The organism is Microbispora sp. GKU 823 (assembly GCF_002027145.1).
GTDB classification, from domain to species: Bacteria; Actinomycetota; Actinomycetes; order Streptosporangiales; family Streptosporangiaceae; genus Microbispora; species Microbispora siamensis.
Genome location: NZ_MWJN01000015.1, coordinates 42,247 through 58,204, shown reverse-complemented (window position 1 = coordinate 58,204; position 15,958 = coordinate 42,247). Strand labels below are relative to the sequence as shown.

The 15,958-nt window shown below is 73.2% G+C and carries 9 protein-coding genes and 2 pseudogenes; all 11 read right to left on the bottom strand.

Features of this window, described 5'->3' with window-relative positions:
- The gene (locus tag B1L11_RS11025) at positions 1-999 is read right to left on the bottom strand and encodes an aldo/keto reductase (RefSeq protein ID WP_079314381.1); all 999 of its coding nucleotides are present in this window, start codon (positions 997-999) and stop codon (positions 1-3) included.
- A gap of 169 nt (positions 1,000-1,168) precedes the next feature.
- Positions 1,169-1,945, bottom strand: coding sequence for a cupin domain-containing protein (locus B1L11_RS11020; protein ID WP_079314380.1), 777 nt, complete (start codon positions 1,943-1,945; stop codon positions 1,169-1,171).
- 15 nt (positions 1,946-1,960) lie between these two features.
- Complete coding sequence (locus B1L11_RS11015) at positions 1,961-3,238, bottom strand: MFS transporter (protein ID WP_079314379.1); 1,278 nt, start codon at positions 3,236-3,238, stop codon at positions 1,961-1,963.
- Positions 3,235-4,461 (bottom strand): ATP-grasp domain-containing protein, encoded by a 1,227-nt coding sequence (locus tag B1L11_RS11010; RefSeq protein WP_079314378.1) that lies wholly within the window; start codon positions 4,459-4,461, stop codon positions 3,235-3,237. The genes B1L11_RS11015 and B1L11_RS11010 overlap by 4 nt, the downstream gene beginning before the upstream one ends.
- A 296-nt stretch (positions 4,462-4,757) precedes the next feature.
- Positions 4,758-6,251 carry an MFS transporter gene (locus B1L11_RS11005; RefSeq protein ID WP_079314377.1) on the bottom strand — a complete coding sequence of 498 codons (1,494 nt, stop codon included), beginning with the start codon at positions 6,249-6,251 and terminating at the stop codon, positions 4,758-4,760.
- A gap of 27 nt (positions 6,252-6,278) precedes the next feature.
- Positions 6,279-7,760 (bottom strand): FAD-dependent oxidoreductase, encoded by a 1,482-nt coding sequence (locus B1L11_RS11000; RefSeq protein WP_079314376.1) that lies wholly within the window; start codon positions 7,758-7,760, stop codon positions 6,279-6,281.
- Positions 7,757-9,874, bottom strand: a pseudogene (locus B1L11_RS10995) (molybdopterin oxidoreductase family protein). The gene B1L11_RS11000 and the pseudogene B1L11_RS10995 overlap by 4 nt, the downstream one beginning before the upstream one ends.
- 33 nt (positions 9,875-9,907) lie before the next feature.
- Entirely contained in the window at positions 9,908-10,990 is a 1,083-nt protein-coding gene (aroF, locus tag B1L11_RS10990) for a 3-deoxy-7-phosphoheptulonate synthase (RefSeq protein WP_079314375.1), read from the bottom strand.
- 166 nt (positions 10,991-11,156) lie between these two features.
- Entirely contained in the window at positions 11,157-12,848 is a 1,692-nt protein-coding gene (locus B1L11_RS10985; RefSeq protein WP_179155081.1) for a class I adenylate-forming enzyme family protein, read from the bottom strand.
- Positions 12,849-12,933: 85 nt separating this feature from the next.
- Positions 12,934-13,857 (bottom strand): prephenate dehydrogenase/arogenate dehydrogenase family protein, encoded by a 924-nt coding sequence (locus tag B1L11_RS10980; protein ID WP_079314374.1) that lies wholly within the window; start codon positions 13,855-13,857, stop codon positions 12,934-12,936.
- 2 nt (positions 13,858-13,859) lie between these two features.
- A pseudogene (gene pabB / locus B1L11_RS10975) lies at positions 13,860-15,934 on the bottom strand (aminodeoxychorismate synthase component I).
- Positions 15,935-15,958: the final 24 nt, after the last annotated feature.

Here is a 15,958-nt window from a genome sequence, read left to right as displayed (position 1 = left end):
TCAGCCCTCCTCCAGCGGGAACGTCCTGGCGAGGTGGGCCTTGACCGGCTCGGGCAGCAGGATGCCGGTCGCGGTGAGGTTCATCTCCAGGTGGACCAGGTCGCGCGTGCTCGGCACCGGCACGATGTCGTCGCCCCGCGCCAGCAGCCACGCGATGGCCAGCCGCCCCATGCCGACGTCCATCTCGGCCGCCACCCGCTGGGCGTCGCGCAGCCGCAGCAGCTCGGCTTCCAGGTTCTCGGGCGAGAAACGCGGATCGAGGCAGCGTACGTCCCCCGGGCCGAGGTGGACCGGCGAGGTGATCCGGCCGGTCAGGAAGCCCCGGCCGAGCGGCCTGCCGGCGATGACCCCTATCCCCAGCTCGCGCGCCACCGGCAGCAGCTCCCGCTCCGCCCGGCGCTGCCACAGGGAGTACTCCACCGCGACGGCGGCGACGGGCCGCGCCGCGTGCGCGCGCCGCAACCGGTCCCCGTCCAGGGCGCGGACGCCGATGTGCGCGATCTTCCCGGCGTCCTGGAGCCGGCCGGCCACGCCCATCGTCTCCTCGATCGGCGCTCCGCTGGCGTCGGGGTCCACCACGAACAGGTCGATCCGCTCGATCCCCAGGCGGGCCAGCGACGCGTCGCAGGCGCGGCCGAGGTTCTCCGGACGGGACAGGAAGTCTCGCGCCTCCCACCGGGCCGAACCGGCCCCCCGAACCGCACCGGCCCCTCGAACCGCACTGGCCCATCGAACCGAACCGTCCCACCGAACCGAACCGGGACCGGCCGCGATCAGGGCCTCGTCGCGCCGGTGTGCGACGGCCTTGCCGACCAGGCGCTCGGCCTCGGCGTCGGCGTCGATCAGGTCGATCAGCGACACGCCGCCGTCGAGCGCGCGCCGCACCACCCGCATCGCCTCATCGGGGTCGGCCGGGCCGTACGCGCCGGTCAGCGCGGTGCAGCCGAGCCCGAGGCTCGTGGAGACGAGGCCCTGCCCGCCGAGGCTCACGCGCCGCATGACGCCGCCCGCGACTCGCGTGGCCGTGACCGCTTGAAGGGTTTCGATTTCGCTTGGTCATTCACGTGGACACCGCTGGAAGTAAAGGAGGTACGAGAAACGCGAGGATGCACCCGGTACCACTCAAGATTGTGCGAGGCGGATTTTCCACCCCTATTTTCCCCTACCGCTACGACCGTTCGTGCTGCAAATCCGACAAATCATCTGCCAGATATGCGGGAATTCCCGCCATGGAACCGCCGAACACGACGAAGCGGCTGGCGAGGTGGCCCGCGTGGGGGTTGCGGGCGCCGCGCCGGACGCCCGGCGGCACGAAGACGCCGTCGCCCGGCCCCAGGTCCACCCACCGGTCGTGCAGGTAGAACTGCCCCTCGCCCTCGAAGACGAAGTAGACCGCCTCGCTCTCCTCGTGCGGGCGGACGCCGAGCGTCTCCCCCGGCAGCATGATCCCGCAGCGCAGGCAGAGCCCCGCACAGCCGGTCGCCGGCCGGAACAGGACGTTCGCGGCAGGCGGGGTCAGCCAGGTCTCGCCGCTCCACAGCGAGCGGAACCGAACCGGGCCGGTGCGAGGCGGGATGGTGCGGACCGTGCCGCCCTCGGACGGCACGGCGCTCCAGATGTAGACCGTCATCTCCCGGTCGCCGGCCGACAGGGAGTACGTGCTGCCGATGGGCGAGTACAGCGCGGAGGCGGCGCGCATCCGGCTGATCTCGTAGCCGACGGTGCCGACGCCCGCGCCGGCCAGCACGACCGCGACCTGCTCGGCCGCCGCCGCGCCGGGCGGCGACCACTGACGGCCCGCGGGGATGCGGACCGCGTCGACGGCGGCGTGCCGCGCGCCGATGTGCGGGCCGGCCACCGGGCTCACCCAGCAGTCGCCATGGCGCCGATACTCCAGGTCCGCGCCCCGCAGCAGCGTGCCGATCCCTTGCGTGGTCAGGTTCATGGGGTCTCTCCCTGGTCACGCCCGCGCGAGTTCCGCGCGGGCGGCGGAGGGGGTGAGGATCGCGTGGTACTGCCAGATGATCACCAGGCCGAAGACGCCGTACAGCGCGGCCATGCCCCACGGCGGGAGGACCGAGCCGATCGTGATGCACAGCGACGCGACGACCAGGGCCACCCGGATGTTGAGGTTGTAGACCGCCATGTAGCGGGTGCGGGACGCGGCCGGGACCATGTCGGCCAGCAGGGCCTGCCGCACCGGCACGTCCATGAGCTCACCCACGGTGAGCACCAGCGCGGCCACGAGCAGGACCCAGCCGGTGTCGCTGACGGCCAGCACCATGTATCCGGCGGTGAACAGGCCCGCCCCGGCGTACAGCCGGACCCGGTCGGGCACGCGGCGCAGCACCAGGTGGGCGACGAGCGCGAGCGCCACGACCAGCACGGTGTTCTCCGCGCGGAGGATGCCGAGCATCTCGACGCCGTCCACCCGGACCGCCCAGGAGCCGATCGACAGCAGGTCCTGCGCGGGCAGGTCCCTGGCCAGCCGTACGCCGATGTAGTTGATCAGTTGCAGCTCGATGCACATGAACAGCGTGGCCGCCACCAGCAGCCGGCCGAAGGCGCGGTCCTGGAGCACCAGCCGGTAGCCGTTGGCGAAGTCCCGCAGGATCGACCCGCGCGGCTCGGCCGCCGCGCCGGACTCCGCCTGCTCGGTCTCCTCCGGCCTGGTCTCCGCGATGAGGAAGAACGTGGCCGCGGCGATCGCGACCGTGCCCGTGGCGGCCAGGGCCAGCAGCAACGTGAAGTGGCCGTTGTAGAGGAAGCCGCCGAGCAGCGCGCCGATGGCCAGCGCGAGGTTGATCGACCAGTAGTTGATCGTGTAGACGAGCTTGCGGCTCTCGGGGGTCGTGACGTCGAGGATCATCGCGTCGTTCGCCGGCATCGCGAAGCTCGCGGCGAACTTGTTGACGAGATAGCCGCAGTAGACGATCGCCGGGCTGTGCCAGGCGGGCGAGTCGGCCACCGCCATGAGCGCGAACGTCAGGCAGACGCCGGTCTCGCCGAGCAGCAGCGTGCGCCGCCGCCCGCGCGCGTCGGACATGTGCCCGCCCGCCAGCGTGCCCACGACGCCGAGCACCATGACGGTCACGACCAGCACGCCCGCGACCGCCACGCCGTACTCGAAGGCGAGGTAGATGGCCATGAACGACATGACCATCGAGTCGAGCAGCCGCTGCAGGAAGCCGACCGCGATGCGGACCCGCAGGTTCGGGTGTAACGCGGCCAGGTTCACGACGTCACGCCTGCCCCGGCCGCGACGGGCTCGCCCACCTCGGCCCGTACGAGCGAGTGGACGTGCCGCGCCCGCGCGACGGCCTGCTCCTCGGTCTCCCCGGTCACGACGACGAAGCCGTGCCGGGTGCGCCAGTCCACCGTCTCCGGGATCCGGTCGCCCGGCCGAAACGGGAACTCCAGCATGTCGACGAAGTCGAGCGCCCTTGCTTCCTCCACACCGGAGACGGCGCGGACCTCGCCGGGGGTCAGGCTGAAGTACGAGATGTGGGCGACCGCCCGGCGTTCCACCGTGCCCGGCGGCCTGCCGTCGAGGATCCGGAAGACGGCCCGCTCGATGTCGAGCCCGGTGGCGAGCTGCACCAGGCGCGGGATCTGGTCGCCGCCGAGCCGCGCCTGCGACTCGACGATCCGGGGACCGGCGGCGGTCCAGATGATCTCGGTGTGGGCCGGGCCGGTCTGGTAACCGGTCAGCCGCAGCATCTCGACCGTCAGCTCGGCCATCGCCGCCGTGTCGGGCCCGGCCTGCGCGGGGTGCACGTGCCCGGCCTCGACGAACAGCGGCGGCGGGCCGAGCACCTTGCGGGTGACGCCCACCACCTGGTGGCGGCCGTGGTCGCTGAGGGACTCCACACTGTATTCGGGGCCGCGCAGGTACTCCTCCACCAGGACCGGGCCGCCGTAGCCGTACGAGTCGAGCAGCGCGCCCCATTCGGCGACCTGGCCGGGCTCGCGCAGCAGGTAGACGCCCCGGCTGCCGGCCAGCTCGGTCGGCTTGACGACCACGGGCAGGTCGAAGCCGCCGAGCAGGGCGGGCACGTCCTGCCAGCGCGCCGCGTGGGCGAACCGCACCGGCGACAGGTCGTGCTCGGCGAGCAGCCGCCGCAGCTGGAGCTTGTCGTTGAGCAGTTCGATCGAGCGCGCGGGGTTGACCGCCTTGCCGAGGTCCTCCGCGATGCGGTAGGTCGCGAGCATGCTCTCCTCGGCCCCGATGTGGTAGACGAGGTCGGCGCCGAAGTCGCGCACGGCCTGCCGTACGGCCCGGTCGAACGCGACGGGGTCGGCGAAGTCGGTGAGCACGAAGGCGTCGGCCAGGTCGGCGATGCCGGCCAGGTAGTCGGGCGTCTGCAGGGTGGGATCCCAGACCGCGCAGATCCGGTGCCCCTCCTCTCGGGCCTTGATGACGAACGCCCGGTAGGGCATGACCATGACGAGATCGCTCACCGGGATCCTCCCTTCTTTCCGCTTGAAGCGGGTAAGTCAGTAGGGCAGTTCGCGGCCCGACGGCGTGCGGAGATCGGGCGAGTTCGACTGGGGTTTCCTGGTCGGCTTGCTCACGCGGATGCGACGTGCCATCGAAATCCCTCCAGATCCCGTACGAGCCGTTTCACGGGCCCTCCGACCAGCACGCTAGGCACGGGCACAGGGCCCTACAACGGCCGCGCACCCTAATGACCGGGCCTGATGACGGAAGGGGCAGACGGCCTACAACTTTGGTTACGCGGGAGTGCTACGAAAATTCACACCTGGGCGTAGGCGAAGCTCGGCGCACGGCTCGGCCCGCGCCTCAGGTAGGTCCACCAGGTGAGCCCGGCGAGCAGCACGTAGGAGCCGACGAAGATCCACAGGGCGGGCAGCGACCATCCCGCGTGCTCCTGGGCGACGCGGGCCGCGGCGGCGCCGGTCATGCCCTTCATCGCGCTCGCCGCGTCCAGGCTCGCCAGGCGGAACACCTGCTGGATCAGGAACCCGCCGAACGCGCCGATCGCCCCGGCGATGCCGATCACGGCCGCTGCCTTGCGCTTGTAGTCCGTCGCGGTCAGCGCCGGGTCGAGGCCGCGCCTGGCCGCCTCCCTGCGCCCCAGCTCGCCGAAGATCACCGGGATCATCCGGTACGTCGACCCGTTGCCCACGCCGGAGCAGGCGAAGACGACCAGATAGGCGCAGAAGAACAGGCCGAAGTCGTGGCGGATCACCCCGGCCGCCGCCGCGACGGTCGCCGCGACCATCCCGCCGAAGACGGCCAGCGTGACCCTGGCCCCGCCGTACCGGTCGGACAGCCGGCCGCCGAGCGGCCGGGCGACCGACCCGGCCAGCGCCCCGACGAAGCCGAGCCCGGCGAGGTAGTCGCGCACGAACGGGTGCTGCGCGAGGAACTCGGGGAACGTCGTCCTGGTCACCAGCGGCAGCGCGAAGGAGAACCCGATGAACGAGCCGAACGTGCCGACGTAGAGCAGCGACACGATCCAGGTCTGCCCGTGACGCAGCGCCGCGGCGTACGACCGGGGGTCGGCCTTGGCCTCGGCGAGGCTGTCCATGAACAGCCAGGCGCCGATCCCGGCCACCGCGATGAACGGCATCCAGACCAGACCGGCGTACGCGAGGTGGACCCGCGTGCCCGACGCCGCCACGGGCACGCCGGCGACGACCACCAGCGGCACCAGGAGCTGGACGACCGCGACGCCGAGGTTGCCGCCGGCCGCGTTGAGGCCGAGCGCGAAGCCCTTGCGCCGCTCGGGATAGAAGAACGAGATGTTCGCCATCGACGAGGAGAAGTTGCCGCCGCCGACGCCCGCCACGGCGGCGCAGGCGAGCAGGATCCAGAACCTCGTGTCGTGGTCCTGCGCGGCCAGCCAGCCGCTCGGCACGACGAACGCCAGCAGGGAGGACGGGACCAGCAGCAGGGCCGCCGAGATCGTCGTCCACAGTCGGCCGCCGAAGCGCGGCACCGCGAACGTGTACGGGATCCGGATCGCCGCGCCCACCAGGTTGGGCGCGGAGACGAGCCAGAACGACTCCGACACGCTCATCGGCAGCCCGGCGGCGGGCAGGCTCAGCACCACCACCGACCACAGCACCCAGATGGCGAAGCCGAGGTGCTCGGTGAAGACCGAAAGGATCAGGTTGCGCCGGGCCACCCGGCGTCCTGTGGTCTCCCAGAACTCCTCGTCCTCAGGATTCCAGTGCTCGATCCATCCGCGGCCGCGCCGGGCGGCCGCCGTCGTTCCGCTCATGCGAATCTCCTCGTCGGCGTGGGGGTCTCAGGACTGGGCATGCGCCACCCCGGCGGCTTCTTGCTTCTCCGCCCGGGCGAGCCAGCGGGCGATGCCGCACACCGCGTCGGTGCAGGTGCCGCAGCCCGTGGTCGCCCGGGTGGCCGAGGCGAGGGCGGTCAGGTCGCGGGCTCCGGACCGCCACGCGGCGACCAGCTTGTCCTTGCTGACCGCGTTGCAGCGGCACACCACACTCGTCCCGGGCAGCGCCGCCGCGTTCGCGCCGCCGGGGGCCGCGCCCTCGCCGTACGGCATGGCCCGGCCGAGCAGCAGCGCGAGCCGGTCGGGCGGCACGGGCAGACCGCGGTCGTAGAACTGGGTGATCGCGGCGGCGGCGTCGGGAACGCCGAGCGCGATGGCCCCCGCGACCCGCTCGTCGCGGACGACGAGCTTGGCGTAGCGCCCCCGGGCCGGCTCGCTCAGCCACAGCACCTCGGCGCGCGGGTCGTCCGGCCCGGCGTGCACGTCGCCGAGCGAGGCCAGGTCCACCCCGCTCGCCTTGAGCCGGGTCACCACCTTCGTGCCGCGGTACGGCGACCGCGTGCCGGTGAGCAGCGCCGCCAGCGCGGCGGCCTGCTCCCAGGCGGGCTGCACCAGTCCGGGGACCGTGCCGGGGTGCCGGGCGCAGTCGCCGATCGCGTGGATCAGCGGGTCGCTCGTGCGCAGGTCGTCGTCCACCAGCACGCCGCCGTCGACGTCGAGCCCGGCCGCCGACGCCTGCGCGGTCTGCGGGCGCACCCCCGCCGCCACGACGACGAGGTCGGCCGCGACCAGCCGGCCGTCGTCCAGCTTCAGCCCGTCGCCGGGCAGGTAGCGGGCCGCCCGCGAGTTCAGCAGCACCCGCACGCCGAGGCCGCGCAGGACCTGGGCGAGCACCTGGCCCGCGCCGTGGTCGAGCTGGCGCTCCATCAGGTGGCCGCGCGGGTGGACGACGGTGACCGCGTTGCCGCACGCCGCCAGGCCCCGGGCCGCCTCCAGGCCGAGCAGGCCGCCGCCGAGCACGGCCACCCGCACGCCGCCGCGCGCTCCGGCCGCGATCGCGGCGCAGTCGTCCAGTGTGCGGAACGTCGCCACGCCGGGGGCGAGACCGCCGTCGTCGCCGGTCAGCCCCTCCACAGGCGGCACCCACGCGCGGGCGCCGGTGGCCAGCACGAGCACGTCGTAGCCGACCCGCGTGCCGTCGTCGAGCGCGACGCGGCGTCCGGCGCGGTCGATCGAGACGACCTCGCGGCCCCGCAGCACCTCGACGCCGTGCGCGGCGGCCCAACCCTCCTCCTGCAGCCGCACCGACTCGGCGGGCATCGCGCCCGCAAGCACGTTCGACAGCAGGACCCGGTTGTACGGCGGGTGCGGCTCGTCCCCGATCGCGACGATCGCGACCCGCTCCCCCGCCGGATCCCGGCGGCGGATCTCCTCCGCCAGCCGGGCGCCGGCCATGCCGTAGCCGGCGATCACGACTCTGGTGCTCACTGCGCCTCCCGTTCCCCCGCCGGCGACAGCCGTACGGCGCAGACCTTGAATTCGGGCATCCGGCTGACGGGATCGAGCGCCGGATTCGTCACGAGGTTGGCGCGCTGGGCGCCCGGGAAGTGGAACGGCAGGAAGACCACGTCGGGCCGCATCGACGGCACGCAGCGCACCGTCGCGATGACCCGCCCGCGCCTGCCGGCGACCGCCGCCGTCGCGCCGTCGCGCAGCCCGGCCCGCCGCGCGGTGTCCGGGTGCACCTCGACGTACGCCTCGGGCACGGCGGCGCGCAGTTCCTCCACCCGCCGGGTCTGCGCGCCCGACTGGTAGTGCTGGAGCACCCGGCCGGTGATCGCGTAGAGGGGGTACTCCTCATCCGGCGGCTCGGCCGGCCCTTTGTGGTCCACGGCGGCGAACCTGGCCCGCCCGTCGGGATGAGCGAACCGGTCCAGGAACAGCCGCGGCGTCCCCTGGTGTCCCGGCGTTCGAGGTACGGGCCAATGGAGCCGCTCCCCGGCCCGCAGCCGGTCCCAGGTCACGCCCGAGTAGTCGGCGGGGCCGCCCTCCGACGCGGCCCGCAGCTCGGTGAAGACCGTCTCGGGGTCGGAGGGGAAGCGCTCGGGCGGCTGCCCGAGCCGTACGGCCAGGTCGTGCAGGACCTCGAGGTCGGTGCGCACCCCGGGCGGCGGGGCCAGCGCGCGACGGCGCAGCAGCACGCGCCCTTCGAGGTTGGTCAGCGTGCCGTCCTCCTCGGCCCACTGCGTGATCGGCAGCACCACGTCGGCGGCCCTGGCGGTCTCCGACAGCACGATGTCCGCGACCACGAGAAGGTCGAGCGCGGCCAGCCGGTCGGCGACCCGGGCCGAATGCGGCGCGGACACGACCGGGTTGCTGCCGAAGACCAGCAGCGCGGACGGGCCGCCGGAGGTGCCGAGCGCGTCGAGCAGTTCGAACGCCGACCGTCCCTGCCCTGGCAGCGCGGACGGCTCGACCCCCCACACCCGTGCCACGTGCGCGCGGGCCGCCGGGTCGTCGATCCGCCGGTAGCCGGGAAGCTGGTCGGCCTTCTGCCCGTGCTCGCGCCCGCCCTGCCCGTTGCCCTGGCCGGTCAGGCAGCCCCAGCCCGAGCCCGGGCGGCCGGGCAGGCCCAGCGCGAGCGCCAGGTTGATCCAGGCCCCGACCGTGTCCACGCCCGTGGCGTGCTGCTCCGCCCCCCGGGCGGTCAGCACGTACGCGCTCGCGGCCTCGGACAGGATCGCGGCGCCCTGCGCTGGTCGGCGGCGGCGACGCCGGTCACCCGCTCGACCCGCTCGGGCCACCAGGCGGCGGCCACCCGCCAGGCCTCCTCGAAGCCCGTCGTGCGATCGGCGACGTACCCGTGGTCGAGACGGCCGTCGGCCACGGCGGCGTGCAGGATGCCGAGCGCCAGCGCGAGGTCGGTGCCCGGGGCGGGCGCGAGGTGCAGCGCCGCACGCTCGGCCGTGGGGGTGCGCCGGGGATCGACCACGATCAGCCCCCCGGCGTCCATGGCGCGGCGCAGGTGTGACAGGAACGGCGGCATCGTCTCGGCCGGGTTGGCGCCGGCGAGCAGCACCGCGTCCGCGCCCTCCAGGTCGGCCAGGGGGAACGGCAGTCCCCGGTCGAGGCCGAAGGCGCGGTGCGCCGCGGCCGCCGCCGACGACATGCAGAACCTGCCGTTGTAGTCCACTTGCGAGGTGCCGAGCGCCACCCTGGCGAACTTGCCGAGCAGGTACGCCTTCTCGTTGGTGAGCCCGCCGCCGCCGAAGACCGCGACGGCGTCCGGCCCGCGCTCCGCGGTGATCTCCTTGATCCTGCGGGCGACCAGGCCGAGGGCCTCGTCCCAGCTCGCCGAGCGCAGGGTCCCGCCGTCCCGGACGAGCGGGGTGGTGAGCCGGGCCGGCGAGCCGAGCAGGGCCGCGGCGGTCCAGCCCTTCTGGCACAGTCGCCGCCGCGGACGGGTCGCGGGGCCGCACCCGCACCGAGGCGCGGCCCGCCGGGCTGAGGGTCATGCCGCACTGCAACGCGCAGTAGGGGCAGTGAGTGTCGACGGCACCGACAGCGGCGTCCGCCGGGCGCGTGCTCGTCGCCGCGCGCATCGCTCCACCTCCTCGACCGGCACTCGTACGCAGCTAGACGACGTCGGGGGTGAGGGCGTCGTGGATCTCGGAGTAGTCGGCGGCCGGGGCCGGAGCCAGCCGGCGGCCGACACCGAGCGCGAGCATCTCCAGGCGGCTCATCAGCCGGGCGAAGTCCTCGGGAAGCAGCGCCTGCTTGCCGTCGCACAGCGCCTGCTCGGGCTGGACGTGCACGTCGATCAGCAGGGCGTCCGCGCCCGCCGCCACGGCGGCCAGCGTGAGCGGCTCGATGAGCTCGGGGATGCCGAGCGAGTGGCTGGGGTCGACCATCACCGGCAGGTGGGTGCGCCGCTTGAGCAGCGCCACCGCCGACAGGTCGAGCGTGAAGCGGGTGGCCCCCTCGAACGTCCTGATCCCCCGCTCGCACAGCACGACCTGGTCGTTGCCCTCGGCGAGGATGTACTCGGCGGCGGTGAGCAGCTCGTCCACCGTGCAGCCGAAGCCGCGCTTGAGCACGGCGGGCATGCCGCTGCGGCCCACCTCGGTCAGCAGCTCGAAGTTCTGCATGTTGCGGGTGCCGATCTGGAAGCCGTCGATCACCTCGGCCATCCGGTCGACGTGCCGGGGATCGACCACCTCGGTGAGGATCGGCAGGCCGGTCTCCTCCCTGGCCTGCACCAGCAGGTCCAGGCCCGCCCACTTGAGGCCCTGGAAGGAGTACGGCGTCGTGCGCGGCTTGAACGCGCCGCCGCGCAGGCCGACCGCGCCGTGCCGGGCGACGGCCCTGGCCGTGGACATCATCTGCCCGGGGTTCTCGACCGCGCAGGGTCCGGCGAAGACGGCGATGTCCCCGTCCCCGATCACGGCGGAGCCGATCGTCACGGCCGTGCCCGAGGGGAACAGCTCGCGCCGGCCGAGCCGGAAGCCGCCGCTCGCCCGTGCCGTCTGCCGGGGCCCGGGCAGGTCGGCCGGGAGAGGCAGCAGGGTGCCGGGCCCCTGCGCCACCATCACGTACGCCCCGCCCAGCCGGTACGTCGTGGCCGTGGTGCCGGTGGAGTCGAAGTGCTGGGCCCATCCGGCGATGCCGGAAGGATCGATCGTCGAGTCGAACACCAGCAACAGCTCGGCGTCGGTCATGGGAATCTCCTCCACATCCGTGTGGTCGGGTCGGAGCGTCTTCTGCGTGTGCGCCGCCGGGCCGGGCCTTGGGGGGGAACCTCCGGCCCGGCGGCGCGGATCGGGTGCGGATCGCCGTTGATCCGCGTGCGGGTCGCGGGAATCGGGGGGCGTGGGCCGGGCGGGATCAGACGAAGACGTCGGTGAGGATCGTGCCGAGCTGCCTGCCGCTGTTCTCCCGGATGTAGGTGGACAGCGAGCTGTACTTCTCCCGCAGCCGGCGCTTGAGGACCTTGCCGGTGACGCCGACCGGGAAGTCCTCCTCGGTGCGCGCGACCTCCAGCATGGTCAGCTCGGGGTGGCCGGCGGCCTTCAGCTTCTCGTTCGCCTCGTTGAGCAGCTTCTGCGCGTCCGGCCTGGCGGCGCTGGACGTCACGACCGCCACCGGGACCGTGCGGCCGCGGTGGATGCCCGCGACCACGGCGCAGTCGAGGATCTCGGGCAGGTCGTTGAGCAGCAGCTCCTCCATGAAGACCGAGTAGCCGGTGCCGGTCGGGGTCTCGATCGCGTCCACCGCCCGGTCGACCTGGAAGTAGTTGCCCGCCTCGTCGCGGTAGGCCATGTCGCCGGTCAGCCAGTAGCCCGACAGCTTGCTGCGGTAGGTGGTGTCGGAGTCGCTCCAGTATCCGGCGGTGATCGCCGGGCCCTTCGCGCCGAGCAGCCCGACCTCGTTGACGTCGGCGATCGTGCCGTCCCTGCGCAGCACGGCGACCTCGGCGACGCCGACCGGCTTGCCCACGCACCGGTCGTTGCGCTCGTCGGCCAGCGTGCGGACCTTCAGCAGGACGCCCCAGCCCAGCTCGGTGGTGCCGAGGCGGTCGAAGAACGCGGCCGGCGGCAGCGACGGGTCGCGCTTGGCCAGGATCCCCTTGATGTGCTTCTCGTGGACCGCGTCGCCGATGGAGATCCAGACATTGACGGAGTCGATCGCCCCGGCCGGCAGGTCCGCGCCCGCCAGCTCGGCGTACGCGTGGCCGAAGGCCATGACGGTCGTCGGGCGGTACTTCTCGACGGCCTTGGCCAGCTCCGGGCCGCTGGTGTCGTACCACGGCACGATGGGCGTGCCGCCCAGCACGGCGTACGTCGTGTAGGCGATGCAGCCGAGGTGTGACTGCGGCAGCGCGGTCATCATCACGGCGCCCGGCTGCTCGTGGTGGTCCACGAGGCGGAAGCGTGGCCCGGCCACGCACGAGCGGTGGGTCTGGATGACCGGCTTGGGCCGCCCGGTGGTGCCGGAGGAGTGCAGGATCGAGACCGGGTCCTCGCCGACGTGGCGGAAGCGGGCCTCCTGCGGCAGCACGGCCGGCGGGGGCGCGGGCAGTTCCTCGGCCACCTGCGTCCACCGCAGGCCGGGCAGCAGGTGGAACTCCTCGCCGAGGATCTCCAGGTGGGCGAGGTCGGTGTACATGCCGACCGGGCTGGTCTGGCGGCACAGCTCGGTGGCGATGTACCGCGACGCCTTGCTGTTGACCAGCACCGCCACCGCGCCGATCTGGGCCAGCGCGTAGAAGTGCAGCGAGTAGGCGAAGGAGTCCTCCAGGTAGATGGCCACGCGGTCGCGGGGCCGCACGCCCTGGCGCAGGTACCACACCGACCAGCTCTGGGCCAGCTCGTCCAGTTCGAGCAGGCTGAACTCGGTCTGCTGCTCACCCTTGGTGTTGGTCAGCGGCCTGCCCAGGTGGATGAACGGCAACTCCGGGTGGGGGTTGGCCTCGATGGCCTTCGTCAGCAGGTTGCCGCCGCCGAGGTCCGGGTCCGCGGCGAACCTGGCGCGCTGCTCCGGCGTGAGGACGGTCTCGTGGGAGATGGAGATGGTCATCGGTCTCACCTTTCGGTCGTGACGGGAGGTGACGTGCTCGTGGTGGGGCTGGGCTCGTACGGGGTCGGGGGGTGCTCGAAGGGGCTCAGCTGTAGGGGCGCAGTGCGCCGAACATCTCGGCGCAGGTGTCGCGGTAGAAGCCGAGGGTCGGGGCCGAGGAGGTCGCGCCAGCCCGCCCAGGGCCGCCGCGAACTCCGCCTCCCCGGTCCGCCCGGCCGTCGAGGAGACCGGCGAGCGTGCGTACGCCTTCGGCGAGGGCCTGGCGGGCGGCGGCGGCCTGCGGGTTGGCCCACTGGACGTCCCAGTAGACCTCCGGGGTGCCCGAGGCGATCCGGGCCAGCAGCGCGAGCATCGTGGCGTGCGGCGGCGGGGCGACCGCGGCCAGTTCCGCGACGCCGACGCCGAGGCGGGCCAGCGCGAGCCCGAACGACAGCACCGCCGCGTGGGTGAGCGCCTGCGTCGCCGCGGCCAGCCGGTCGTGCTCGTGCGCGCCGAGCCGTACGGCACGGCCGCCCCAGCTTTCGACCAGCCGCAGCAGCGCCCTCGTGCGGGGACCGTCGTGGACCACGACGGCGGCGACCGGCCGTCCCGCGAAGCCGAGCGACGGGGCGAACATCGGGTTGAGACCGGCCGCCTCGACGTCCCCGGCGTGCGCCAGGATCTCGTCGGCGATCGGGCCCTTGACCGAGAGCGTGTCGGCGAGCAGCGCGCCCGGCCGCATCGCGGCGGCCACCTGCTTCACCGCCGCCAGCGCCACCTGCTCGGGCACCGCGAGCAGGACGAGGTCGGCCCGCCCGATCTCCTCGCGGAGATCGGGCCCGATGTCCGTGATGTCGCCTCGCAGGAACCTCGCCTCGCCGGCGGGGGCCGCCCCGGCGCCGGGGTCGACGACGAGCACCTCGGCCCCGGACCGCAGCAGGTGCTCGGCGAACAGGCCGCCCACGGCGCCCGCGCCGCCGACGACGACGCAGCGCCGCAGCAGGTCCGTCGTGTGGTCCCCGCGAGTCATCGTCAGGCCCCCACGGTCTGGGCCGCGGTGGCCAGCACCGCGGTGATCATGGCGCGGGACTTGACGACCGTCTCCTCGAACTCCTCCTCGGGGTCCGACAGGGCCACGATCGCGCCGCCGACGCCGAAGCTGACCCGGTCCCGGGTGGCGACGAGGGTGCGGATGATGATGCTGAGGTCGGTGGCCCCGCTCAGGGAGAACCAGCCGAGCGCGCCGGAGTAGGCGCCGCGCGGGCCCTCCTCCAGGCGGTCGATGATCTCCATCGTGCGGATCTTGGGAGCACCGGTCATCGACCGCCGGGGAAGGCGGCCCGCACACAGCTCACCACCGACTCCTCCGGCCGCAGCGTGCCGCGGATCGTGGAGACGAGCTGGTGCACCGGCGCGTACGTCTCGACGTGGAAGAGCCGGGGCACGTGCACCGACCCGACCTCGCAGACCGTGTTCAGGTCGTTGCGGATCAAGTCCACGATCATGAGGTTCTCGGCGCGGTCCTTCTCGCGGCTGAGCAGGTCGTGGCGGAGCGCCTCGTCCTCCTCCGGCGTCGCGCCGCGCGGCCGGGTGCCCTTGATCGGCTTGGACTCGGCGACCCGGTCGGGGCCGATCGTCATGAACCGCTCGGGCGAGGCGCTGAGCACCGCGACGTCGGGGAAGTCGAGCAGCGCGCCGTACGGCACCGGGCTGATCTTCCGCAGGTGGCTGTAGGTCCGCAGCGGGTCGATCTCGGCGCGGACGGTGACGGCGTTGGTCAGGCAGATCTCGTAGGACTCGCCGTGGTAGATCTCCTCCAGGCAGTCGCCGATCCGGCTGAGGTAGCCCTGCTTGTCGTGCCGCATCTCCACCGCGCCGGCGATCGCCGGGTCGGTCATGCCGACCCCCGCGAACGCGACCGGCTCGGCCGGCTCACGCCTGGGCAGGGAGAACAGCCGCGCGGCGGTCTCGTCCAGCCAGGCGAGCGCGCCGCCGTCCGCGCCCTCGTCCGTGTTCGGGGCCAGCGCGAGCAGGTAGCAGACGCCCTCCACGTCGTCGAGCACGAGCATCCGGTCGGCGAACAGCAGCGCCGCGTCGGGCTCCTCGGCCTGGTGCGCGGCCTGGCCGCCCGCCTCGGCCTTGAGCTCGTAGCCCAGGTAGCCGACGTACCCGAGGTTGAAGTCGAACGGCAGGCCCTCGGGCGCCGGCACGGCGCGCTCACGCAACCGCTCGTCCAGGTATTCGAAGAACGGCTGCTCGACCCGCTGCCGCGACCCGTCGGACCGGCGTACGGTGACCGTTCCCTCCGCCACCCGGTAGGTGACGTACTCGGCGAGCGGGCCTGAGCCGTCGCCCATGAACGAGAACCGCGACAGCCCCTCGATCACCGAGCTGCTGTCGAGCCAGAAGCCGTGCTCCCTGCCCGCGAACAGCTCCCGGTAGGCGCTCTCCGCGTCCGGCAGCAGCGGCAGCCTGCGCACGTGCACCTGGAAGGGCGAGCGGGCGGCGGCGGCGCGCTCCTGCCTGGCCCTGCGGTGGGCCAGTGCGAGGTCGCGGAAGTTGGCCAGCAGCTCGCGGCCGTGCTCGCTGCTGATCGACTCGGGGTGGAACTGGACGCCCCAGATGGGCTCGGTGCGGTGCCGCACTCCCATGACCACGCCGTCGTCGGTCCAGGCCACGGCCTCCAGCTCGTCCGGCAGGTCGGTGGCGGCCAGCGAGTGGTAGCGCACGACCGAGAACGGCGAGGGCAGGCCGGCGAAGATGTCGGCGCCGGTGTGGCGCACCTGCGAGACGCGGCCGTGCATCGGCTGCGGCGCGTGGGTGACGGTCCCGCCGAACAGGTGGCAGATGCCCTGGTGGCCGAGGCAGACCCCGAGCACGGGCAGCCCGCTCTCGCGGATGGCCCGGGCGCTCACGCCGAAGTCGCGGGCCCGCTCGGGCCGGCCGGGACCCGGGGAGATCACGACGCTGTCGAACTCGTGGATCGGCACCTGGGACCAGTCGGCGTCGTTGCGCACCACGACCGGCGGCTGCCCGTTCACCTCACCCAGGAGCTGATAGAGGTTGTAGGTGAACGAGTCGTAATTGTCGATCAGGATCGTTCTCATTCCGGGGTTCCTCCAAGCCGTGTC